Source organism: Paenibacillus salivarius (assembly GCF_051307165.1).
In the GTDB taxonomy this organism is placed as follows: domain Bacteria; phylum Bacillota; class Bacilli; order Paenibacillales; family Paenibacillaceae; genus Fontibacillus.
This window is the reverse complement of record NZ_CP195592.1, coordinates 2,860,587-2,884,811: the sequence shown is the minus strand read 5'-3', so window position 1 is coordinate 2,884,811 and position 24,225 is coordinate 2,860,587. Positions and strand designations below refer to the sequence as shown.

General features: G+C 46.8%; 23 protein-coding genes and 1 pseudogene. 21 read left to right on the top strand and 3 right to left on the bottom strand.

Features of this window, described 5'->3' with window-relative positions:
* The first annotated feature begins 51 nt into the window (after positions 1 to 51).
* Positions 52 to 387: a DMT family transporter gene (locus ACSFXJ_RS13105; RefSeq protein ID WP_435920800.1), complete on the top strand. Its 336-nt coding sequence runs from the start codon at positions 52 to 54 to the stop codon at positions 385 to 387.
* Positions 388 to 390: 3 nt separating this feature from the next.
* Positions 391 to 705: a DMT family transporter gene (locus ACSFXJ_RS13100; protein ID WP_435920799.1), complete on the top strand. Its 315-nt coding sequence runs from the start codon at positions 391 to 393 to the stop codon at positions 703 to 705.
* A 47-nt stretch (positions 706 to 752) separates the two neighbouring features.
* Here the strand turns inward: ACSFXJ_RS13100 and ACSFXJ_RS13095 are convergent, their stop codons facing one another.
* Positions 753 to 1,613 carry an AraC family transcriptional regulator gene (locus tag ACSFXJ_RS13095; protein ID WP_435920798.1) on the bottom strand — a complete coding sequence of 287 codons (861 nt, stop codon included), beginning with the start codon at positions 1,611 to 1,613 and terminating at the stop codon, positions 753 to 755.
* A 285-nt stretch (positions 1,614 to 1,898) separates the two neighbouring features.
* Here ACSFXJ_RS13095 and ACSFXJ_RS13090 point away from each other — a divergent pair, with 285 nt between their 5' ends.
* The 4 genes from ACSFXJ_RS13090 to ACSFXJ_RS13075 all read left to right on the top strand — a co-directional run bounded on the left by ACSFXJ_RS13090 (position 1,899) and on the right by ACSFXJ_RS13075 (position 5,889).
* A complete protein-coding gene (locus ACSFXJ_RS13090) occupies positions 1,899 to 3,575 on the top strand; it encodes a carbohydrate-binding protein (RefSeq protein ID WP_435920797.1) in 1,677 nt (558 codons plus the stop codon).
* A gap of 99 nt (positions 3,576 to 3,674) precedes the next feature.
* The gene (locus ACSFXJ_RS13085; protein WP_435920796.1) at positions 3,675 to 4,622 is read left to right on the top strand and encodes a helix-turn-helix transcriptional regulator; all 948 of its coding nucleotides are present in this window, start codon (positions 3,675 to 3,677) and stop codon (positions 4,620 to 4,622) included.
* 69 nt (positions 4,623 to 4,691) lie between these two features.
* On the top strand, positions 4,692 to 5,225 hold the full coding sequence (locus ACSFXJ_RS13080) for a DinB family protein (RefSeq protein WP_435920795.1): 534 nt from the start codon (positions 4,692 to 4,694) through the stop codon (positions 5,223 to 5,225).
* A gap of 130 nt (positions 5,226 to 5,355) precedes the next feature.
* Complete coding sequence (locus tag ACSFXJ_RS13075; protein WP_435925755.1) at positions 5,356 to 5,889, top strand: YdhK family protein; 534 nt, start codon at positions 5,356 to 5,358, stop codon at positions 5,887 to 5,889.
* 60 nt (positions 5,890 to 5,949) lie between these two features.
* On the opposite strand, the gene ACSFXJ_RS13070 is transcribed toward ACSFXJ_RS13075, so the two are convergent.
* Positions 5,950 to 6,315 (bottom strand): YidH family protein, encoded by a 366-nt coding sequence (locus ACSFXJ_RS13070; RefSeq protein ID WP_435920794.1) that lies wholly within the window; start codon positions 6,313 to 6,315, stop codon positions 5,950 to 5,952.
* A gap of 160 nt (positions 6,316 to 6,475) precedes the next feature.
* Here ACSFXJ_RS13070 and ACSFXJ_RS13065 point away from each other — a divergent pair, with 160 nt between their 5' ends.
* The 11 genes from ACSFXJ_RS13065 to ACSFXJ_RS13015 all read left to right on the top strand — a co-directional run bounded on the left by ACSFXJ_RS13065 (position 6,476) and on the right by ACSFXJ_RS13015 (position 19,107).
* Entirely contained in the window at positions 6,476 to 6,733 is a 258-nt protein-coding gene (locus tag ACSFXJ_RS13065) for a hypothetical protein (protein ID WP_435920793.1), read from the top strand.
* A gap of 27 nt (positions 6,734 to 6,760) precedes the next feature.
* Entirely contained in the window at positions 6,761 to 7,201 is a 441-nt protein-coding gene (locus ACSFXJ_RS13060) for a hypothetical protein (protein ID WP_435920792.1), read from the top strand.
* Positions 7,202 to 7,399: 198 nt separating this feature from the next.
* A complete protein-coding gene (gene ppsA / locus ACSFXJ_RS13055; RefSeq protein ID WP_435920791.1) occupies positions 7,400 to 10,000 on the top strand; it encodes a phosphoenolpyruvate synthase in 2,601 nt (866 codons plus the stop codon).
* Between the two features lie 116 nt (positions 10,001 to 10,116).
* Positions 10,117 to 10,752, top strand: a complete 636-nt coding sequence (locus tag ACSFXJ_RS13050; RefSeq protein ID WP_435920790.1) for a Vat family streptogramin A O-acetyltransferase — start codon at positions 10,117 to 10,119, stop codon at positions 10,750 to 10,752.
* Positions 10,753 to 10,927: 175 nt separating this feature from the next.
* Positions 10,928 to 11,947: an ROK family protein gene (locus ACSFXJ_RS13045; RefSeq protein WP_435920789.1), complete on the top strand. Its 1,020-nt coding sequence runs from the start codon at positions 10,928 to 10,930 to the stop codon at positions 11,945 to 11,947.
* Between the two features lie 30 nt (positions 11,948 to 11,977).
* Positions 11,978 to 13,216: an MFS transporter gene (locus tag ACSFXJ_RS13040; protein WP_435920788.1), complete on the top strand. Its 1,239-nt coding sequence runs from the start codon at positions 11,978 to 11,980 to the stop codon at positions 13,214 to 13,216.
* Positions 13,217 to 13,418: 202 nt separating this feature from the next.
* The gene (locus tag ACSFXJ_RS13035; RefSeq protein ID WP_435920787.1) at positions 13,419 to 16,004 is read left to right on the top strand and encodes a glycosyl hydrolase; all 2,586 of its coding nucleotides are present in this window, start codon (positions 13,419 to 13,421) and stop codon (positions 16,002 to 16,004) included.
* Between the two features lie 153 nt (positions 16,005 to 16,157).
* Positions 16,158 to 16,811, top strand: a complete 654-nt coding sequence (locus ACSFXJ_RS13030) for an ArsR/SmtB family transcription factor (RefSeq protein WP_435920786.1) — start codon at positions 16,158 to 16,160, stop codon at positions 16,809 to 16,811.
* Positions 16,812 to 16,962: 151 nt separating this feature from the next.
* The gene (gene trxA, locus ACSFXJ_RS13025) at positions 16,963 to 17,283 is read left to right on the top strand and encodes a thioredoxin (protein ID WP_435920785.1); all 321 of its coding nucleotides are present in this window, start codon (positions 16,963 to 16,965) and stop codon (positions 17,281 to 17,283) included.
* Between the two features lie 128 nt (positions 17,284 to 17,411).
* Positions 17,412 to 18,662, top strand: a complete 1,251-nt coding sequence (locus ACSFXJ_RS13020; protein WP_435925753.1) for an MFS transporter — start codon at positions 17,412 to 17,414, stop codon at positions 18,660 to 18,662.
* A gap of 94 nt (positions 18,663 to 18,756) precedes the next feature.
* On the top strand, positions 18,757 to 19,107 hold the full coding sequence (locus ACSFXJ_RS13015; RefSeq protein ID WP_435920784.1) for a thioredoxin family protein: 351 nt from the start codon (positions 18,757 to 18,759) through the stop codon (positions 19,105 to 19,107).
* Between the two features lie 77 nt (positions 19,108 to 19,184).
* Here the strand turns inward: ACSFXJ_RS13015 and ACSFXJ_RS13010 are convergent, their stop codons facing one another.
* Positions 19,185 to 19,931, bottom strand: coding sequence for an EcsC family protein (locus tag ACSFXJ_RS13010; protein WP_435925752.1), 747 nt, complete (start codon positions 19,929 to 19,931; stop codon positions 19,185 to 19,187).
* Between the two features lie 371 nt (positions 19,932 to 20,302).
* Here ACSFXJ_RS13010 and ACSFXJ_RS13005 point away from each other — a divergent pair, with 371 nt between their 5' ends.
* From ACSFXJ_RS13005 to ACSFXJ_RS12990, 4 genes and pseudogenes are all read left to right on the top strand, one after another.
* Complete coding sequence (locus ACSFXJ_RS13005; protein ID WP_435920783.1) at positions 20,303 to 20,770, top strand: DinB family protein; 468 nt, start codon at positions 20,303 to 20,305, stop codon at positions 20,768 to 20,770.
* Positions 20,771 to 20,848: 78 nt separating this feature from the next.
* A pseudogene (locus ACSFXJ_RS13000) lies at positions 20,849 to 21,364 on the top strand (RCC1 domain-containing protein); the annotation flags it as partial.
* 339 nt (positions 21,365 to 21,703) lie between these two features.
* Positions 21,704 to 22,981 carry a cytosine permease gene (codB, locus tag ACSFXJ_RS12995; RefSeq protein WP_435920782.1) on the top strand — a complete coding sequence of 426 codons (1,278 nt, stop codon included), beginning with the start codon at positions 21,704 to 21,706 and terminating at the stop codon, positions 22,979 to 22,981.
* Positions 22,950 to 24,218, top strand: coding sequence for a cytosine deaminase (locus tag ACSFXJ_RS12990; RefSeq protein WP_435920781.1), 1,269 nt, complete (start codon positions 22,950 to 22,952; stop codon positions 24,216 to 24,218). The genes codB and ACSFXJ_RS12990 overlap by 32 nt, the downstream gene beginning before the upstream one ends.
* Positions 24,219 to 24,225: the final 7 nt, after the last annotated feature.

The following is a 24,225-nucleotide window of genomic DNA, read 5'->3' as shown; positions in this document are numbered from 1 at the left end:
CATTTGGAAATGCTAAGTGCAGCGCAAATTTATAGAGGAGTGGGATAAGAAATGAACAAAACCTGGTTGTCGGTAATTATCGCCGCATTTTTTGAGGTGGGGTGGGTCATTGGATTGAAGCATGCCAATGGGATATTGGAATGGGGAGCAACGGTGATTGCTATTATCGTAAGTTTTACATTGATGATTTTGGCTTCCCGCTCCCTTCCCGTAGGTACGGTCTATGCTGTTTTTGTCGGCTTGGGTACGGCCGGCACCGTATTAGCGGATATCGTTTTGTTTGGCGCACCGGTTCAAGCAGGCAAAATGGTGCTGATCGGCACTTTGTTACTGGGTGTGATCGGACTGAAAATGCTAAGCAAAGAGAAACAAGAGGAGGCGGCTTAAGCGATGGATTGGGTATATCTTATTTTAGCCGGTATCTTTGAAATGCTCGGAGTTCTTTCGATAAATAAATTGAACAAAGACCGTAACTTCACTTCATTCCTTCTTTTATTTGCGGGATTCGGCCTAAGCTTTTTATTTTTGTCCTTGGCCATGAAAACCCTCCCGATGGGAACCGCATATGCAGTATGGACAGGGATAGGCGCGTCCGGCGGAGCCATTCTCGGAATGATATTTTACGGGGAGCCGAAAAATATGCTGAGAATTTTGTTCATCGCCATGGTGCTCGGTTCTGCTGTGGGGTTGAAGTTAATCGGTTAAAAAACAGTACAAAAAACGAACTGCAGACGCAGTTCGTTTTTAGTTTTTCATGTATCATTCGACGTTCTGACTTGCTTTACAAATTTACCGGGGGTCATTCCGGTAACCTTGGTGAAGCTTCGAATAAAATTCGCATAGTCGTTAAATCCGGAATTATAGCATGCCTCCGTGATGCTAGCCCCTTCGCGGAGATAGTATTCAGCCAAGGCGACCCTACGGCCAAGAATGTATGTACGAAGAGTCAGGCCCGTATGTTTTTTGAACTGACGGCTAATATAAATGCTGTTCATATAAAAGGCTGCTTCCAGATCTTGAAGCGTGATTTCCTGAGACAAGCGGGATTCTATATAATCCATCGTATTCCGTACCAGTTTGGGCATGATGTCCGTTGGGATAAAGGTGGTAATCTGGAAAACGAGATTCGTCAAGACCAGTAACTGCGCTACATTCGTATTGATTTTGACATCCGTTCCGTATGCATCCGATGCGAGAAGTTCCTCCAGATTTCCGGCTATCTGTAGCACCTGTTTTAACTGTTCTTCGGACAGATGCATGATATTGCCTTTTCCTTTGGGCCGGAAATCAAAGCAGGCCGATAAATTCGTCGCCGGTGTAGACAAACGCTGGATATAAGACTTTTTAAGGTTGATCGTAATGCGTTCATATTCCGAATCATCGAGGCTAAAATAGCGGTGCATCTCTTCCGGGTTGATGAGAAGCAAATCGCCAGGTTCCAAATGATAGCATCGATTTTCAATATAATAGTTGACATTCCCGCGAAGAAATAAGTAAATCTCGTAAGCGTCATGTCTGTGATAGTAGGTTTCGATTCGGCAGGCCGTTGTTCGATGAAGATAAAGGAGCTCGCTTTGAATCGGATCGTATATAAATTCAGAAGGTGTGATCATTTCGTACCCCCCTGGTATTTTAGCGCAATAGATTCGGCAAACGATGCAAAGAAGATAAGCTTTGAATATTTTAAAATGGAATCATCCTAGCATGCAGGATATTTTTGCAAGCGTTTCCATATTCATAGGATTAAAGGTACGGTTTTGGAAGATTTTAAAATAGTTTTAAAGATAATTCTACAAAAGGGCGAGCCGGACGTCCAGGGTAAAATGTTGATGAACTTATGCAAATGCAATTTCTGCCTCTTTTAATGATGACTCATTATGTTATAAGGAGATGGGAAAATGATGTTGCGTATTCAAAAATCAATTTGTGCATTATTAGCTCTTCTTTTAGCGTTGCCGCTGATGATTGTCATGCCGGCGCCCGCAAAAGTCTCGGCGGCAAGCGACGTCACCGTGAATCTATCGTCGGAAAAACAAGTGATTCGCGGTTTTGGAGGCATCAACTTCCCGATTTGGATCGGGGATTTAACGGCGGCCCAAAGAGAAACGGCTTTTGGAAACGGGGCGAACCAGTTAGGTTTTTCGATTTTAAGAATTCATGTGGACGAAAACCCGGACAATTGGTACCAAGAGGTGGAAACCGCCAAACGAGCCATCGAACTCGGAGCCATCGTTTTTGCTTCCCCATGGAATCCTCCAAGCGATATGGTGGAGACATTTAACCGCAATGGCGATACCTCGGCAAAACGGCTCAAATATGATAAATATGAAGCGTATGCGCAGCATCTAAACGACTTTGTAACCTACATGAAGAATAACGGCGTGGATCTTTACGCGATTTCCGTCCAAAATGAGCCCGATTACGCTCATGAATGGACATGGTGGACTCCGCAGGAAATGCTTCGCTTTATGAAAGAAAATGCCGGATCGATTAATACACGGGTCATCGCGCCGGAATCTTTTCAATATTTGAAAAACATGTCGGACCCTATCTTGAACGATCCCCAGGCACTGGCCAACATGGATATTCTCGGCGCCCATTTATACGGCACTTCGTTTAGCAATTTCGCTTATCCTTTGTTCAAAGAAAAAGGGACGGGAAAAGACCTTTGGATGACGGAAGTATACTACCCGAACAGCAATACGAACTCGGCGGATAGCTGGCCCGAAGCATTGGATGTTTCCTATCATATCCACAATGCAATGGTAGAGGGTGATTTTCAGGCTTATGTATGGTGGTATATCCGCAGGCATTACGGACCTATGAAAGACGACGGTACGATAAGCAAGCGCGGTTACAATATGGCTCATTTTTCGAAATTTGTCCGTCCCGGCTATGTAAGGGTGGATGCAACGAAGAATCCGAATACGAACGTTTACGCCTCCGCCTATAAGGGCGACAACAAGGTCGTTATCGTTGCCATTAACAAAGGAACCTCGGCAGTTAGCCAAAACTTTGTTCTGCAAAACGGTACGGCATCGACGGTTTCCTCTTGGGTAACGGATAGCACCCGGAATATGGCGGCCGGGGCTGCCGTCAATGTGACAGGGAATTCGTTTTCGGCACAGCTTCCCGCTCAAAGCGTCACGACATTTGTAGCTGAATTGGGTAACGGCAACCCCAGCAGCACTACCGTTTATGAAGCGGAAACGGGTACCACATTGACCAGCGCTGCTGTGGAAAACAGCTATTCCGGTTATAGCGGTACGGGATTCGTCAACTTTAACGCATCGAACGGTGCGGCGATTCAATGGAACAACATTATCTGTTCAGTGACAGGCACCAAAAATGTGAAGTTCAGGTACGCGCTTCAGAGCGGCACAAGAAACCTCGACGTCTATGTGAACGGCACGAAAGTAATCAGCAATGCTTCCTTTACGGCAACCGGCGGTTGGGGAACCTGGGGAGAGAAAACGATCCAGGTACCGATGAACAGCGGAACCAACACATTAAAAGTGGTCACTACCGGTACTGAAGGCCCGAATATCGATCGTATCGAGGTTTCGGCTCAATAATTTCAAGCTCCCCTTAAGGTAGACAGGCAAGATATTAAGCCTGATACTGTAAGGGGAGCATTTTTTATAAGATTAAATCGGGTGTCATGGAGGAGTAGAATGAATAAGACCGAACGCCATCTGGCCATTACGCTTGAACTGCAGCGGCACAAGGTGATCCGTGCGGAGGACTTGGCCGCTCAATTTGAAACTAGCGTTAGGACGATCTACCGGGATATCCAAGCTCTCTGTGAAGCGGGCATTCCGATCGTCGGCGCTCCCGGGCAGGGATATTCTCTGATGGATGGATATTTCCTGCCGCCGGTTCAATTTACGGCTGAAGAAGCCGTGGCTCTCCTGATGGGAGCGGATTTTATCGGACAAAGGCTGGATGCCGAATACGGCAACGCATCCAAGGCAGCGAGCCGCAAAATTGATGCTGTTTTGCCGGAACGGATTAGAAGCGATTCGGCACGCATACGGGAAACGATGCGTCTTCTTCATTTCCGGGAACCTGGTACAAGCGGGAAGGAAAAGGACTATCTGAGGCAAGTCCGGAACGCTATTTTGGATCGGCGAAAACTACGCTTTTCATATCTGAAGAAAATACCGGAATTCGACGGGAACCGGAAGAGCAGAAGAGAGGTTATTCCATATGGACTGGCACTCGTTCAAGGAAGTTGGATTTTAATCGCACATTGCGACCTGAGGCAAAGTATTCGTCATTTTCGATTGTCACGGATGGAGGACTTAGCCGTATTGGATGAGCGTTTTTCCTTGCCCCACGGATTTAACCTGAACCATTACCGTCCGCCGGACGACCGTCATGTCCTGATTTTGGCTCGGGTCAATCCCGATATTGCCGACAAAATCACCGAGACCGGCAATTTTTATTTGGAAGCAACGGAGGAACGGAAGGACGGGCTGTACGTTACTTTTCGCGTCCGGAACGTAGAGGAACTGCTGCCGCAAGTCCTGGGCTGGGGCGGAGGTGTCGAAGTGCTCGAGCCGGAGTCTTTTCGCAACCGAATTCGTTCAGAAGCTGAAAAAATATTAAAACGCTACTGACACACTGTTGTCAGCAGCGTTTTTCTAAAATAAGGAGGTGAGTTTAAACAAAAGAGGAGTTGTATATTGATGAAAACGACAACGGAAACACTTCAACGGTTTGAAAAGACGGTGGCGTATTATTTGAACGAGCTGGAAAATTTCGAGATGGAACACCTGCTTAAAAAAACGAATGAGGAGGAATGGTCTATCGGACAAATGTATTTGCACCTGATTCAATCGGCACAATTCCTTCATCTGCAAAATGTTGACCATTGTTTGGCAGGTAAAGCGGAAGCTTTAAGCACTGAACAAGAAAAAACCGATCGGGGCAAGTTAACCTTTGAAAATGGAAGCTTTCCCCCGGTTCGGGTCCGTGTTCCCGCCTCACCGCAATATACCCCGCAGCAGCCCGAGAGTAAAGAACAGCTTTCGGATGGTCTTCGAAGCGTGTTGCTACGGATGCAACAAATAGAACCTGCTTTGAGCCAAGCTTCCGAACGGAACAAAATTATTCATCCGGCATTCGGTGCCCTAAACGCCGTGGAATGGTTCATGCTCATTGAAATGCACTATCGGCATCACCTTATGCAATTGGAACGTTTGAAGCAAGAATTCAACTGATTTCTTCGTTAACGCTTCGTGGACAGATCCTCACAATTTGACATAGGGTACAGGGGTATAGTAAATTTTAAATTGCAAGCCTGTTCCAGTATGTAACTTTCTAAATGGGGTGATGAATATGAAGCGGAAGATGTTAACTCTTTTTCTTGTTTTGCTACTTGCCGCACTATCGGCTGCTTGTACCAAGGGAGAAAAGTCAAACCAAGAAAGTATGGATCATATGGATCACATGAATCATTCAAGCTCCGGCGAACTGCCGAAAGGATTGAGGGAGGCAGCGGATCCAAAATTTAAACCGGGAAGCAAAGCGATCATGAACTCCGATCACATGGAGGGAATGAATGGAGCGGAAGCACGCATTGTCGGGGCGTTTGATACTACCGTTTATACCATTTCATACACACCGACAACGGGTGGAGAAAAGGTAACGAATCACAAGTGGATTATACACGAAGAAATTAAAGATGCCGGGGATAAACCTTACCGACCGGGGGATGAAGTGATCGTAGAAGCGGACCATATGGAAGGAATGATGGGCGCAAAAGCAGTCATTGATTCCGCCCAGCAAACCACGGTTTCCATGGTCGATTACACATCGACAACCGACGGGGAACAAGTAAAAAATCATAAATGGGTAACAGAGAGTGAACTATCGGCTCGATAAAATGAAATCGGGAACTAAATCGGACAGGATCCAGGCCCAATGGCTTGGGTCCTCATTTTATTAATAAAACAATAGCAAAACCACCAAAATCAACAAAAAGATCGATAACAACGCCATTCCCACCGCTGAAAACCAGATAATTATTTTTGGAGATTGAAAGATCTCCGCATTAATGCCCCGTTGCTTTTTTCGATAATTGATTGTTGCCATATATATTATCGTACAACCGATGACGACCGCCCCGATTCCCGTAATTGCGGCAACGACATGCCCATAATGCTCGAAAGTGGTCGTACGAAAGACGACGCCTGCCGCCAAAAACCCCAATCCGATCACACTGATGGCCGTCCGAATCCACGCGAGAAACGTCCGCTCATTGGCAAGGTGCTGCTGTACATATTTGTATTCGTTTTGTTGGTGCTCCATGAATGAAACCGGTCCTCTCTATAAATGATTTACTGCATACAGCTTCGCTGATATTGTATCATGCCGCTTGTGTCCGCTGGAAATTCCCGAATCAAAAGTGTATTTTATATGTCGAGGATCTGATGGGATTCGGACGTAGAAGGATTAAGGGGAGAAAAATATGATCGAAGCTTTTGTTTCCTCGAACAGCACTTGTATGAACAACTATCAAACGTTGGTGTGTTTTATTGCCGGCGTATTGACATATCGCAACAATTTTGAAGACGCAGCCAAAGAAATAGCCAAAAGATATTATCCTCCTGTCAAAGTGATGATGATCTTTCCTTATGGAATGGCGGATGGTACGAACAAATACTCGTTAACCCGTCTGCTTGCGCGCCAACTTGTTGAAGCCGGCTATGATCTGGCCCATGGATAGTCTCGGCGGGTAGGTACCATAACGAATATGATCCGTGAGCAGGGAGCAGCCTCCAAGCAACTCATCCTGATCGGCCATAGCGCAGGGGGAGTTATTGCGTACAGAACAGGGCTTCTTTTGGATAAGATTTACGGCTTTCAAGAAGTTCAAGCATTTGCCGTGGGGAGCCCTAAGTTTTATTTAAAGGAGATTCCGTACAATAAGCGGTTTACCTATATTACAGGTCAGAGCCCGGACAGGATCATCCGGATCGGCAGCTGGCGCAGGCCCGGCTCGCGGGTTTTCCAAGGTAAGCCTGGACGGGTAGTTCAAATGGATTTCAACCCCGGACATCAAGGCTGGCGTTTTCATGCTTCTTATTTTCTGAAATCAACTTGGACGGACGACAACCAAATATTCCATTCCAACGCAGAGGATCTCATAGCTAAAATTCACGAAATATGCCCGGATCCCGGGATGGATTCATAACCGAGGGAAAATCAAAAAAAACCTGGCGCTTAGGCCAGGTTTTTTGTAATTGCATACGAAAAGAAACGATGATATAATCGGTAGACGGCTAAATTAGCGTGCATAGACACAATTTATCTATCTTACATCTTTATCTTACCATGCCGGTAAACTGTTGTCAACTGTTTTTCTCAATTTAATGGTTAGGAGAGATGTTGAATGAGTTCGTTGGTTCTTGGCTTCCAGGAAATCGAAAAAACGCAGCATTCACTCGTCGGCGGCAAAGGCTTTAATCTAGGGGAATTAACAAAAATTCAAGGAATACAAATACCGGAAGGTTTTTGTGTTACAACGTTGGGATACCAAAAAGCCATCGAACAGAACGAATCATATCATGCTTTGCTGAATCGACTAACCCTGTTAAAACCGGAAGATCGGGATCAAATCGCAGAAATCAGCAGAAAGATCAGGCAAACCTTTTGGGAAGCGGAAATCCCTGCCGATGTTGCGAAAGAAGTTACCCATCAGCTCTCACGGCTTGGCGAGGAGCATGCCTATGCAGTTCGTTCCAGCGCGACGGCCGAAGATTTGCCGCATGCCTCTTTTGCCGGTCAACAAGACACCTATTTAAATATCATCGGCGTCGATGACATCTTGCGGCACATCGCCAAATGCTGGGCTTCTCTATTTACGGACCGGGCGGTCATCTATCGGTTGCAAAACGGATTTGACCACAGCCAGGTTTATTTATCCGTGATCGTACAAAGGATGGTTTTCCCGCAAGCATCCGGTATATTATTTACCGCCGATCCGATGACCGGAAACCGAAAGTCGCTGTCCATCGATGCCGGTTTTGGACTTGGAGAAGCGCTGGTCTCCGGGTTGGTGACTGCAGACGGCTATAAGGTACAGGAAGGGGAAATCGTCGACAAAAGGATAGCAACCAAGAAACTGGCCATCTATGGACGAAAAGAAGGCGGAACAGAGACCCGGCAGTTGGATCCAGAGCTACAAACGTCTCCAACGCTTACGGATCAACAAATCATAAGTTTGTCTCGCATCGGAAGACAGATCGAAGCCTATTTCGGCCAGCCGCAAGATATCGAATGGTGTTTGGCGGACGATACCTTTTATATTGTTCAGAGTCGGCCAATCACGACATTATTTCCGATCCCTGAAGCGAAGGATCAAGAAAATCACGTCTATCTATCCGTTGCTCATCAACAAATGATGACTGATCCCATAAGACCATTGGGATTGTCTTTTTACCTGTTAATTACTCCTGCGCCCATGCGTAAAGCCGGCGGGAGATTGTTTGTCGACGTTGCGCCTATGCTGGCCTCACCTGCCGGCAGAGAGAATTTGGTCAATAACATCGGCCAATCCGATCCGCTCATCAAAGGCGCACTCATGACCATAATAGAGCGAGATTTCATAAAATTGGTACAGACTGATCAAAATGCACCGGTTCCGGGCAAAAGGAATGCGGATATGCCGGCACAATTCGAGAACGACCCGACGATCGTTTCGGATTTGATGAAGCGAAGTCAAACCTCGATCGAGGAGTTGAAACAAAACATCCAAGCAAAATCGGGATCGGAATTGTTTGATTTTATCCTGGAAGATATCCAGCAGCAGCTAAAGAAGATTTTATTCGATCCGCAAAGTACGGCTGTGTTTATGACGGCGATGGAGGCTTCGGCATGGATCAATGAGCATATGTACAAATGGTTGGGCGAAAAAAACGCAGCAGATACGCTTTCTCAATCCGTACCGAACAATATTACTTCGGAAATGGGGTTGGCGTTATTGGATGTTGCGGATGTGATTCGCCCTTATCCGGAAGTCATTGCTTATTTGGAACATGCAAAAGAGGATGACTTTTTGGATGGATTGCTTAAGTTTAAAGGCGGGCAGGAAACCCGTGACGCCATCCATGATTTTCTCGACAAATACGGCATGCGGTGTAGCGGAGAAATCGATATTACGAGAACGCGATGGAGCGAAAAACCGATCACGCTTGTTCCGATGATTCTTGGCAACATTAAAAACTTTGAGCCGAATGCCGGGACTCGGAAATTTGAACAAGGTCGGCAGGAAGCTTTGGCAAAAGAACAAGAACTATTGGATCGCTTGAAGGCATTGCCGGATGGCGAACAAAAGGCTAAAGAAACCAAACGAATGATCGGTCTCGTCCGGAATTTCATTGGATATCGGGAGTATCCCAAATACGGTTACGTTAGCCGCTACTTCGTTTATAAGCAGGCATTACTGAAAGAAGCCGAGCGACTTGTGCAATCCGGCGTCATTCGTGAGAAAGAAGATATCTACTATCTGACTTTTGAGGAACTTCATGAAGTCGTACGCACCCATCAATTGGATTACCGGATCATCAGCGATCGAATAGACGAGTACAAATTATATGAAAAACTAACTCCTCCTCGCGTTATGACTTCCGACGGCGAAATCATTACAGGTAAGTACAACCGGGAACATCTCCCCGCCGAAGCCATTCCGGGTCTCGCTGTTTCTTCCGGAGTCATAGAAGGGCGAGCGCGTGTCATTTTAAACATGGAGGATGCTGATCTGGAAGACGGGGATATATTAGTCACCTCCTTTACGGATCCTAGCTGGACGCCATTGTTTGTTTCCATAAAAGGCTTAGTCACCGAAGTCGGAGGATTAATGACCCATGGAGCCGTTATTGCGCGTGAATATGGCTTGCCGGCCGTAGTCGGCGTTGAGCATGCTACCAAACTTATCAAGGACGGCCAACGAATTCGCGTGAATGGAACGGAGGGGTATATCGAGCTATTGTAAATTACATCCGAATATTTAGTTATATTTGATTTTTCTAATGTGAGATATGACTATGTGATGTAAAATTTTAGTGAATTGAATTTATGCAATGGATTTTGCGAAGGAGGGAATTTCATATGCAATTTGGACCTGATCCACTTGCCATTTACCCGAATGAAGCGATTAAAAGTATATGCTTCATTAAAAACGTTGTAACACGCCCAAATATTATTGTCGGCGACTACACCTATTATGACGACATAAACGGTGCTGATAAATTTGAAGAGCATGTCACGCATCACTATGAATTTATTGGAGATAAGCTGATTATCGGCAAGTTCTGCGCAATCGCAAAGGGCATAGAATTTGTAATGAATGGGGCTAACCACAGAATGGGAAGTGTCACGACTTATCCATTTAACATTATGGGCCATGGCTGGGAGAAATCGGCCCCGGCACTTGCTGACTTACCTCTTAAAGGCGACACCGTCATCGGAAACGATGTGTGGATCGGTCAAAATGTCACCGTCATGCCTGGTGTGCACATCGGGGATGGAGCAATCATCGCAGCCAATTCTGTCGTTGCAAAAGATGTTCCTCCTTACCATATTGCAGGCGGAAATCCCTGCAAAGTTATTAAGAAAAGATTTGATGACGAGCTCATCGATCATCTCCTCAAAATAAAATGGTGGGATTGGCCTGCTCCTAAAATTTTTGATCATCTTGATATCCTATGTAGTGGGGATTTGAAAAAAATCAAGGGAATTTCATAGCCGGGAATGAGCAAAATGGGGGGCGAGAACATGGGTTCTTGGCTACCCGTTTTCGCTTTAAGGAGCAGAAATTTTTTAGTTTTAACGTAACTTTTTTTAGTTGACTAAACGGAAAGCGAACTTTATACTTCACTTATTAAATATATTTTAATAAGTGTTTTAATAAGGAGTGGAAATGTCAACTTACGCGAATAACACGGTTCAGATTAAGAAGATGAATATTGAGCTGGTTAAGAATGCCTTGAAGTCGCAAGGGATAGCAACCAAAGCGTCCATTGCGGGCCTGACCAAGCTTAGTGTTGCCACCTGCGGAACGATACTTAACGATCTGCTTGCTATCGGAGAAGTCATCGAATTGGAACCGGATGAGTCGAATGGCGGCAGACCAGCCAAACAATATAAGTACAATGCAAACTTCGGATGTATTATCTGTCTGCTTGTTAGAACGGAAGGCGGCAAACATTCCATCAGCTACAGTATCGTGAACCTGCTTGGCGAGACAATGAGTGAGACTACGGTCGAACTCTCTCGTATCGACAGGGATATGATCGATCAAATGATTGAGGAAATCATCAACGGCAACCAGAATGTTCAAGCCATTGGCGTCGGGATTCCGGGCGTCGTTCACCAGGGAGTCATTGGGGTATGCGATGTTCCGGAATTAGCCGGACAGCCGCTAGGACCTTATTTGGAGGAAAAATTCGGAATTCCTATTACGATCGAGAACGACATGAATATGACCGTGTACGGATTTTACCATCTTCAAAACTTCGATGAAGATAAATCGTTTGCCGTGGTGACGTTTCCCAAGAACCATTTTCCAGGTGCAGGCTTTATCGTAAACGGGAGAATCATATCGGGGAACACGACGTTTAGCGGGGAGGTATCCTTTTTACCGTTTGGCATTTCGCGTGAGGAACAGCTACGGCAGTTGCATACAGAAGATGGCTTTATCCGGTTGGCCGCTATGACATTGTCCTCGATCATCGCCATTATTAACCCGGTAACGATAGCGATTACCGGCGAGTTACCTCGTGAGTCACAACTTGAAGACCTTTATAAGGAATGCATCAAGGATATTCCGGAGGAGCATATGCCGCAGCTTATGATTCGAAACAATACGCGTCAGGAATACATGACGGGTCTTGTCACCGCTACTCTGGAAAGCCTCACTTACCGGCTGCAGGTCACGTAGCACAGAAAACAAGTTAGGGGTACGCAGACAGTGAAAAAAAGAAGAAGCAAGTTCAACAAAGTATATGCCTTGCAGTTGGCAACCATTTTTATCGGATTCATCATCTTCGGGTTCTCTGAAAATATTAAGGGACCGGCAATACCGCGCATTCAATTTGATTTTATGTTAAGCGAATCACAACTTGGCACATTGTTATCCTTGAACGCCCTCGGTTATCTGATCGCCTGTTCATTTACAGCTTATTTGACAAAAAAATGGGGGATTAAGTGGGTAACCGTGACAGCCTTTGCCTCTATGGCCGTTTCCGGTATTCTCATTTTCTTCTCTCAAAATTACCCGCTTTTCTCGTCTTCATATTTCCTGATGTATATCGGCAACGGGATGCTGGAAATTGGCCTGGCCATTCTTAGTGCCCGGATATTCGTGAAAAACACGGGAATGATGATGAATATGACGCATGGCTTTTACGGCTTAAGCTCAACGGTAGCTCCGCTTATTGCAACCGGTCTGATGAAGGTGACGATTGGCGGCCACACCCTGGATTGGCGCGGGATGTATCTGGTGATGTTGCTTTTATCCGTTATCCCGATTGTGATTGCTATGTTTAGCACCTTTCCGGGGGATGACATTGCTCATGAAGATCGCATTCCATTCAAGACTTTGCTGAAAGACCGCGTCATATGGTTGATGGTGCTGGTTCTTACGTTCGGTGTTGTATCTGAATTAGCCGTTGGCGGCTGGCTCGTTAATTTCCTAGAGAAAGCTTATGGTTGGGATACCGTGAATGCATCCGGGATGTTGTCCGTCTTCTTTCTATGCTTCGCCTTGGCCCGGCTCTTGCTGGGTCCGCTAACGGATCGGATAGGTTTTGTCGTCTCGCTCATTATCTTCTCAGGATTTTCGGCCCTATGTACATTTATCGCTATATTCGGCGGTGAAAATGTTGCCTTCCTTTTTGCAGCTTCCGGTATAGGGATTGCGATGATTTATCCGACAGTGATGGCTTTTATTGCGAAGAGATACCCGAAGGGGAGCGATACGGCTATCACCTTCACGGTAACCTTGATGGGATTAGGCAGCGTGATAGGCAATTACCTTATCGGCGGAATCACGGAACTCGTCAAACACTTGGCTGGTTCGGATTCGCCCACGAGCCTGTTTCGAGGACTTCAAGCCGGCTACGGTTTCATTGGATTATGTGCGGCCTTATGCGCAATAACCGGAATTATTTTATATGCATATTTGTTTAAGAGGAAAGAAGTCATATAAATGATGAGTGGAAAAAAGCCTGATTAAATTATCAGGCTTTTATTATTTATCCGAGAAAGCTGCTCGTATTAATTCTCTAAGCAAATTTTTCAAAGCAGTGATTTACATAATTTGGTACATATGCTATGTTAGCTATGAAAGCGCATCCATGAATTGATAGATTGTTTATTTATCAAATTTAACATGGAAAGGGAAGATGGGAATGAAAGGATGGCTCAAAAAGGCAAGCGCAATTTTGTTGGCATTTACTCTCGTATTCACTCTTCTACCAGGATTGATGACAGCGCCCGTTCATGCAGACACCGCATTTTTTACGATTGAAGGCGAAGACGCCCAGCTCACTTCAGATCTTCAAGTGGCGACAGAAATTTACGGACAACCCAAACCCGGATACTCGGGGAGCGGATTCGTCTGGATGCAGAATTCCGGTACTATAACCTTTACAGTGACCGTCCCTGAAACCGGCATGTATGAGATCTCTACCCGGTATATGCAGGAGTTGAGTCCCGACGGCAGACTTCAATATTTAACCGTTAACGGTGTCACCAAGGGCTCGTATATGTTGCCTTACACGACGGAATGGTCGAATTTCGATTTTGGCTTTCATAAGCTGCAGCAAGGAAGCAATACCATCCAAGTAAAGGCCGGTTGGGGATTCGCTTATTTTGACACCTTCACCGTGGATGTGGCCGATCTTGATCCGTTGGAAGTACAACCTGTTCTCACCGATCCCGAGGCTACTCCGGAAACTCAGCTTTTGATGAATTATTTAACCGATGTTTACGGAGACCATATTATTTCCGGCCAACAGGAGATTTACGGTGGCGGAAATGACGGCAATTACGAGTTGGAATTTGACTGGATCTACAATTTAACCGGAAAATATCCGGCCATCCGCGGGTTCGATTTTATGAACTATAATCCGCTTTACGGCTGGGAGGACGGCACGACCGACCGGGTCATCGACTGGGTGAAAACCCGTGGCGGAATCGCAACCGCATCCTGGCATATCAATGTGCCGCGCAACTTCACCACTTATCAGCTCGGAGAGTTTGTGGATTGGAAGGAGGCTACTTACAAGCCGACGGAAACCAATTTTAATACGGCCAATGCGGTGGTACCCGGTACGAAAGAATACCAATACGTCATGATGACTATTGAAGATTTGGCGGAACAATTGCTAATCCTGCAAGAAAACAATGTGCCGGTTATTTTCCGGCCATATCATGAGGCGGAGGGTAACGGCGGATTAAACGGGGAAGGCGCCTGGTTCTGGTGGGCTTCGGCAGGCGCGGAGGTTTACAAACAGCTGTGGGATCTTCTTTATACCGAGCTTACGGAAACATACGGCCTGCATAACTTGATCTGGACCTACAACAGCTATGTGTACAGCACTTCTCCCGCATGGTATCCCGGCGACGACCAGGTGGATATTGTCGGCTATGATAAATACAATACGATTTATAACCGCTATGACGGTTTGTCCGGCGTTCCCAATGAGGATGCCATTACCTCGATCTTCTATCAGCTGGTGGACTTAACCGACGGCAAGAAAATGGTGGCCATGACGGAGAACGACACCGTCCCGAGCGTACAGAATTTGACCGAGGAAAAAGCGGGTTGGCTATATTTCTGCCCTTGGTACGGCGAGCATCTCATGAGTACCGCCTTTAATTATCCGGCTACCCTGACAACGCTTTATCAAAGCGATTATGTCATAACGTTGGATGAGCTGCCCGATTTAACGGTAGAGAATCCAACCCAAAGCGCGTCCATCACGCCGACAAGCGTCGAATTTGACAAAAATGCGCCGGTTCAAAGCGACAAATCCGTCACCGTGAACTTTAACGGCAATACGTTAACCGCTCTTCGGATCGGCGCCAATATATTGACCGAGAGTCAGGATTATATTTTGAACGGAAGCACGCTGGTGCTGAAAAAAGAATTCCTGGCTGGGCTGCCGGTAGGCGAGCATTCGATCGTTTTTGATTTCAATCAAGGTCAAGACCCTTCATTAAAAGTCAAAATTGTCGATTCGACACCGAGCGCCGCGATTTCTCCGATGAATGCGTCATTCGATAAAGCTGTGAATTTGCAGCAGGATATTTCGGTATCCCTTACTTTAAACGGACACCAGCTCGCAAGCGTAACCAACGGAAATTATACTCTTGCAGCAGGCCAGGATTATACGGCAACAAGCACCGCCGTCGTTCTGAGAAAATCTTATCTATCCACGCTGCCTCAAGGCCAAAATGCCATCACTTTCCATTTCAGCGGAGGGAATGACGCGGTGCTTACTGTTAATGTCGCGGACAGCAGTATTCCCGTACCCGCGGGAGACTTGACGATTCAGGCGTTTAACGGGAACACGAGCGCTTCCACCAACGGAATCTCACCCAAATTCAAAATCCTCAATAACGGGGATTCGGCGATTCCGTTAAGTGATTTAAAACTGCGGTATTACTATACAATCGACGGGGAAAAGGCCCAAAGCTTCTGGTGCGATTGGGCAAGTATCGGAAGTGGGAATGTAACCGGAAATTTCGTGAAACTGGAGACTCCGGTTGCCGGAGCCGATTATGCATTGGAAATTGGCTTTACAAGCTCGGCGGGAATGCTGAATCCCGGCCAGAGCGCGGAAATTCAAGCACGCTTCTCCAAAACCGACTGGTCCAATTACAATCAGGCTAACGATTACTCTTTTAAATCATCCGGAAGTCAGTTTGTAGACCATGAACAAGTTACCGGGTATTTGAACGGCCAGCTTGTATGGGGCATTGAGCCTTAAGGAGAATGAAAATAGGGTTGAATCGGAGGAAAGGGAACATCTCTGATTCGACCCTTTTTACGCTTCGGATATCCAACAAGGGAAACTTGAATTCCTAAACAGATCATTTTATAATTCAAGTGTTCAGTTGAATACGGGAAGTTGGTGAAAACGATGGAAGAATCTAAATTGGCTGAATTATATAAAGAACAATTGTTTTTACAATACGCCCGGATCGGGAAATGCTTATCCAGTGAGCGAAGACTGGAAATATTGAATTTGTTATCGAACGGCCCCAAAGCTGTAGAAACTTTAGCGCATCAGACTGGAATGAGTGTTGCCAACGTCTCGCGCCATCTGCAAATATTACTGGACGCGAACCTGGTCAGATTCACCAAAAAAGGGACATATGTGATTTACAGTTTATCAAATGCGACAGTTTCAGAATTTTTATCGTCCTTGTGGAAGGTTTGTGAACATCAGCTTTCTGATATCCCGCGGCTCAAGCAGGACATGGATCAACATTACAATCGTGTCCATACCATATCCAAGAAAGACGTTTTGGAGCGGATGGAAAAGGGTGATCTGCTTGTACTCGATATACGCCCAAGGGAAGAGTATGAAACGGCACATATCGAGGGGGCTTTATCGGTTCCTCTGGAAGAACTGGAGGACTACCTACAAGAATTGCCCCGAGATACTGAAATTGCAGCCTATTGCCGAGGTCCGTATTGTGTATATACCGCGCAGGCCGTCGAACACATGCAGAAAAAAGGGTTCAAAGCCTATCGAATCGAGGAAAGCGTGAAGGAATGGCAATCAAGTTAAGGCACTCCGTTGAATGAAGACGCAGCTCATGAGCTGCGTTTTTTTGATGTGCAGCTTGACGTTGGAAGGTCATCAGTTTTATAATTCATATATTCAAGTATTCCATTGAATACATGAATTAATTGACTTTTACTTCAAAGGAGGATTTCATATGAGTGCAACCGCACTGACAAAAGCAACATTTTCAAGCCAAATCGAGAAGGGTGTAACTTTGGTTGATTTTTGGGCGCCTTGGTGCGGGCCATGTAAAATTCAACTTCCGATAGTACATGAATTGGCGGAAGAGCTGAACGGTCAGGCAACGATCGCGACAGTCAATGTCGATGAACAAATCGAATTGGCTTCGCAATTCGGCGTGAGAAGTATCCCGACACTGCTGCTTTTTAAAGACGGCGAGCTGGTGGATCAAATGGTTGGAATAAACGGAAAAGATGTACTCAAGGGGAAAATTTCAAGACTTGCAAGCAACTAAAGCCGGAAAGAATATCAGCCACGACATTCTTGTGGCTGATATCTTTATCAATCGGATAAGGGAGATAAGTAATGGGGGAAAGTTCGGTAACACTTGGGGATAAGGCACCAAACCTGCAAGCCTCCTTCATGGATTATGTGAATTCGCCTGAAAAGCAGCGTCAGTTGCATGCAAGGACGATGAGGATCGTTATAATTTCACAAATTTTCGGCGGAGCCGGTTTGGCGGCGGGAATCACGGTCGGCGCGTTGTTAGCTCAAGATATGCTGGGAACAGATAGCTATGCCGGAGTTCCGACAGGGCTGTTTACGTTAGGTTCTGCAGGCGCCGCGCTTTTGGTCGGACGCCTTTCCCAGCGATGGGGACGCCGGGCCGGGCTGGCCACGGGATTCCTTGCAGGTGGCATCGGCGCCGTTGGTGTCGTTCTCGCAGCGCTATTCAACAGCATTCCTCTGCTTTTTCTATCGATGCTGGTTTACGGGGCAGGTACGGCAACCAACTTACAGGCGCGTTATGCGGGTACGGATTTGGCACTGCCTGCACAACGGGCAAAAGCGATAAGCATGGCGATGGTCTTTACGACGTTTGGCGCCGTTGCCGGACCGAATCTGGTGAATCTCACGGGAAATCTGGCTTCTTCTATAGGAGCTCCCCCGTTATCTGGACCCTTCATGTTGGCGGCCGTAGCATATATTGTTGCCGGACTGGTCCTACTGCTTTTTTTGCGCCCTGATCCGTTCGTTGTTGCTAAGGCTATCGCTGAAAAACAACAAGCCGATGCCGTTTCTGGTCAACCGGAAATATCCCGGGCTCATGAAAAAAGCGCGAATAAAAAAGGCATTCTTCTAGGCGCTACCGTTATGGTTCTTACCCAAATCGTGATGATTGCGATTATGACCATGACTCCCGTTCACATGCAGCATCATGGCCATGGTTTGGGCAAGGTAGGTCTTGTTATTGGTATTCACGTTGCCGCGATGTATCTGCCTTCTCTCATTACCGGTGTTCTAGTCGATAGATTTGGATATTCATTCATGTCGTACGCCTCCGGATTTACGTTGTTAATGTCGGGTTTGGTAGCCGCGTTTGGACCTGGCGATTCCATGGGGGTACTCATCCTTGCTTTGACACTTCTTGGTTTAGGTTGGAACTTTGGTTTGATTAGCGGAACGGCAGCTATCGTCGATGCCGCACCTCCGCAGGTTCGCGCAAAGACGCAAGGCACGGTGGATGTTTTGATTGCCTTGGGCGGAGCTTCCGGAGGCGCACTGTCCGGTATGGTGGTAGCACACTCCAGCTATACAGTTCTCTCTTTGGCGGGAGCTTTTCTATCATTGCTTCTTATTCCGGTGGTCGTCTGGTCCCGGAGGAAAGCTTAGAGAATACTGTCTACCGAATCTATGAAGGAATACGGGAGAGTTGATCATCAACAATGGGAATTGGTCGGGTATGTTGTACCGGAGGTGTGATAACATGAAAGAGATGCATGAATTAACCTCGATCGATATGGTAGAAACATTTCTTGAAACGCATAAGCTGAGTTTCCTCTATATATCCAGCCCGGAGTGTAATGTGTGTCACGCCATATTGCCTAAGCTAAGAGAATTACTAGATAATTATCCTCAAATACGTCTGGGGCATATTAATGCTAATCAAGTAGGAGAGGTAGCCGCAAAGTTTTTGGTTTTTTCAGTACCTGCACTGTTGCTAATGGTCGAAAAGAAAGAATATATCAGATCCGATCGATTTGTTCGCTTTGACACATTGAATAAACAAATTGGGCAAGTTTATGAATTCGCGACACAAGACAGCAGTTCTCTATAAGAGAACTGCTTTTTTGATTCGAAAATTCTTTTCGCATTTCGTCTCTAAAGGTATTCGAATGCTAAACAATAAGAAGCCTACCCCAAAACCGCGAACTCATCATGCAATCTGCGCAGGCGGTAGGCGTTCATGGCGAACTCACGCAGCTCCTCGAGAATAGTGTAATTTGCCCATGCACCGGCGAAAGCTCCGATTCCAGGCATCATCTGCAGCATTTTCCGGAAATCGATGGCGTCCCGATACTCGATCTGAAAGGTCTCCCAGTCCATATTCTTGGAGTATTCGGCGTCCGAGAGCCACTGTTCTTTTTCGATATGCCAATTCTTGATGGAAGAGAGCAATCTGGCACGATTATCCGGCCCCGAAAACGTCATTTGAAACACCTTGAGAATGAAGACCCGCTCGGAGAAGTGTTTGGTGTCATATCCGTATACATGCGCCAGTTCGAACAAAAATTTCATCTTGATCGCGATTAAAGCGGGAAAGTCCACCATGCCAAGCATAAAGCCGCCAGCCCCCGTACCGGCGCCTTCAGCGACCGCGATTTTTTGGTACATGGCAAACAGTTCCTTCGCTTCTTGATCGGCAGACTCCAGTTCCGGAGCAGGCTTTACCGAACGGCTCGGCGTGTATTCCGCGCCGAACAATGCCGTGCGCACGATCGAACGGATCGTGGTCGTGATGATGTTTTGCACCTTCGGGGGAATCCAATGATTAATTCGTTTACCGATATTTTTTGACGTGTTTTCAAGCCAGCCCGGGGGTTTGAACATTTTTCGCTCCCAATCGGCTATTTCACTCCGTACTTTATGTTCGTAGTTCATCATCAATCGCTCCTCCAAAAAGACTTGGCTATATTATAAAGAGTATCGGCGAGAATCGGAACAGACTGCGGCAGGGTACCGGACCTCGACTAAGGTCCTGCGTGTGAATAGGCAGAATATAGGCCTCGTTGGAAGGTAAAATGTTCTGGGAGATCCACCAAATTTTAGGTATAATAAAAAGCAAGTTAACCTTTAAGGGATTCACCGGATATCATGTTTTAATTATGAAAGCGGTTCAAAGTTCGAGAAAGAAAAAGGTAGCTCAATGAATGTTCTATATTTTACATATAATGTAACCCCGATAGATATGTGTTATAACAGAGAAAAATAATAATGACTGTTACACGACCATTTATAGAGGAGAGGATCGGATGAAAAAGTTGATCGAGGAGTACAGTCAAGATTATGCCCTGCTTCGTGAAGCCATCGATGGATTGTCCGAAGAGGAACTGCATTTCCAACCTGCACCTAACAAATGGAGCATCCATCAGATTATCATCCATGTGACGGATGACGAAATCCTGGCGACACATCGGTTGAGAAAAGTTTTGGCTGAAGAAAAACCGCTTTTACTCTCATTTGATCAGGAAGCCTGGGCGGATAACCTGGGATATGAAAGGTTAGACCGCGAGCAGTATCTGCTTTTGTTCCAAATCCTTAGGGGCAGTATGTTGCCGCTTCTCGAAAATCTGACTCCCAAGCAGTTTGAACGTGTCGGTGAATATCTTGATGGAGTGCAATACACCTTTAAAGAACTTCTGGAATTACGCATCCAGCATGTCCGTGCCCACCTTGCCCAGATTGAGCGGGTTAAGCAGGCATTTCGGGAAGTGATTTGAACAGCTATGCCTCTGGAATTAGCGAATGAGGAAGCGAATGACAGTAAGGCGCATATCTAGTTTTGAAGGAGGTAATAGGTGGATTACATTTTTCCTGAAGCTGAATTAAGGATGAAACGATGGCCAAAAGGTATCATCGCGGCGGGTCATCGTCATTCCATTGTTCTTAAAGCTGACGGCACGGTGATGGCGGTGGGTGATAATAAACTGGGTCAATGTAATGTAAGCGACTGGCGCAATATAATAGCTGTTGCGGCGGGTAATGTTCATAGGGCGACAAACACGGGTAATGCACATACGATCGGACTTAAATCGGACGGCACAGTGACTGCTGTGGGATGGAATAAGCATGGTCAATGCGATACAAGTGATTGGTGCGATATTGTGTCGATCGCTGCGGGAAGTTATCATACGATCGGACTTAAATCGAACGGTACGGTGTTAGCCGCGGGTTCAAACATGCATGGCCAGTGCGAGGTAAGCGGTTGGCGGGATATTGTCGCGGTTGCGGCAGGCTGCGCTCATACGATCGGACTTAAATCGGACGGTACGATGGTGGCCGTAGGTGATAATGAATATGGTCAATGCAATTTGGAGGAAACCTCGAATTAGTGAGAAGTCTTGAAAAGCTAACCCGCTCTTTTTAAGAGGTTTTCAACCGTTGGATAATAATAACATTGACATACGTAGGCTTTTCCAAAATAATAGTAAGTAATTGAATACTGGTACCTTTAATTCAGTCCAGAGAGGCTGGCAAGGGCAGCGGATGTTTATAATCACGCTTGAATGAGTGCATATTCCATGAGGGAATGCTCTGCGTCTTCGTGCGGATTATGATGTAAAAAGAGGCTACTTGTCAGTTCGAGACTTGACGAGTAGCCTCTTTTTTCTGCTTTTTTTGGTGCCAGGACACTTTAACCTGGGGGTATTCTGATGAGCAAACAAGATCAAGAGTTTTCGTGGCAAGCGGTGCCGAAAACGCAGAGAAACCATTTTATGAAGACGTTCTCCGTCATGTTGGCGTTCACGTTCTTCTCGGCAAGCATGCTGGCAGGGGGGACGCTGGGCGTCAGCTTGACGTTCATGGAGTTCATCGGAATTGTGCTTGGGGGTAATTTGGTACTCGGCATCTACACGGGTGCGCTAGCGCACATCGCTGCCAAAACAGGGCTCTCCACGCATTTGCTGGCGAAATATGCATTTGGCGCGAAAGGGTCTTACCTGCCTTCGTTTCTGCTCGGCTTTACGCAGGTCGGATGGTTCGGTGTCGGCGTGGCCATGTTCGCGGTTCCGGTCGCGAGAGCGATGGATTGGAACGTGTACCTGTTGATCTTCCTGTTTGGTATCGCTATGACGGTATCCGCCATTTTCGGCATGAAGTCGCTCGTCATTCTGGGCTATGTCGCGGTTCCGGCCATTGCCATACTCGGCGGTTACTCCATGTTTGAAGGAGCGAACTCGCTTGGAGGCCTGCAAGGGCTGCTTGAGTACACGCCGACACAGTCGCTCACCACGGCAGCGGCCTTGACCATTTGTATCGGATCATTCATAAGCGGCGGTACACTAACGCCCGACTTTGCCCGATTCGCTCAGACATCCCGGCAGGCGGTGACCGCAACGGTCATATCGTTCTTCCTGGGGAACTCACTGATGTTCCTGTTCGGCGCGGTTGGGGCAATGGCTTATAATCTGGCGGATATTTCGGAGGTCATGTTCCTGCAAGGTTTGATCGTTCCTGCAATCATCGTGTTGGGTCTGAATATCTGGACGACCAACGATAATGCCCTGTATGCTTCCGGACTGGGCTTCGCCAATATCACGAAAATTCCGAAAAAGTTTTTCGTTATTGTAAACGGCATTGTGGGCACCGTATTCGCCATGTGGATGTACAACAATTTCGTCAGCTTTCTGAATGTCCTGGGCGCGGCCATCCCGTCCATCGGGGCCATCATCATCGCGGACTACTTCTTTGTGAAGCGCAGAAACTATAAACCGTTTGCCGATATGACCTTTAAAAATGTAAACTGGATAGCGATGGCAGCCTGGGTGATCGGCGTTGCCTTTGCCCAGCTGGCTCCGGGAATAACACCATTGAACGCATTGATCGGTACGGCGTTGGTCTACACCGTGTTGATGCTGATCGTGCCTTCGAAAGAATCCACAGAAAAGGGGAAAACAAATGATTATAAAGAACGCAAAATTGCGGGGTAAAGAAGGTTTATGGAACATCATCGTGAAAGACGGGAAGTTTGGGCAAATTACGCAGTCGCCGGTAACAACCGCGAATGAGGAAGTCATGGATGTGGGCGGCTCGCTAGTGCTGCCGCCGTTCATCGAACCACATATTCATCTGGATACCACGTTAACGGCCGGCGAACCGGAATGGAATTTGAGCGGAACCTTGTTCGAAGGTATCCAGCGTTGGTCGCAACGCAAGGCGTTTCTGACGCATGAAGATGTCAAGACGCGTTCCAAAACGGCGTTGAAATGGCAGATCGCGCAGGGGATCCAGCATGTGCGGACGCACGTAGACGTCACTGATCCCAGCTTGACCGCGGTTAAAGCGATGCTTGAAGTGAAAGAAGAAATGGCGCCTTACATCGACATCCAGCTTGTCGCTTTCCCGCAGGAAGGCATTCACTCCTTCCCGAACGGCGCGGAACTGCTGGAAGAGTCGCTGAAAATGGGCGTCGACGTGGTCGGCGGCATTCCACACTTCGAATTCACGCGAGAGTATGGCGTCGATTCGATGAAGGTTGCGTTTGATCTCGCCGAAAAATACGACCGGCTCATCGACATCCATTGCGACGAAATCGATGACGAGCAATCCCGTTTCGTGGAAGTCGTCGCCAAGGAAGCCTATGAACGCGGGCTGGGCTCCCGCACGACGGCAAGCCACACGACGGCGATGGGGTCGTACAATGATGCATATACTTACAAATTGTTTAGATTGCTGAAGATGGCCGACCTGAATTTCGTTTCCAATCCCCTGGTTAACATTCACCTGCAGGGAAGATTCGACACGTATCCGAAAAGAAGAGGACTGACTCGCGTCAAAGAGCTGCTGGAAGCCGGTCTTAATGTGTGCTTCGGTCACGATGACATCTTCGATCCTTGGTATCCGCTTGGAACGGGCAACATGCTTCAGGTGCTGCACATGGGCATTCATGCTTCGCAGCTGCTCGGTTACGATCAAATCGTGAATTCGATCGATCTCATTACGAAAAATAGTGCAAGAACGTTGCATATCGAGGATATGTACGGTATTGAAGAAGGGAAGCCTGCCAACTTCATCGTTCTTGAAGCAGAGAACGAATATGAAGCCATACGTAAACAGGCCGCAGTGCTTTATTCGTTCAGAGCCGGCCGCAAAATCGCGGAAACGAAGCCGCGGGAATCGTCGATCATTCTGGATGGAGGTTCGGAAAAGGTCACTTTCAATAAATAATCGATGG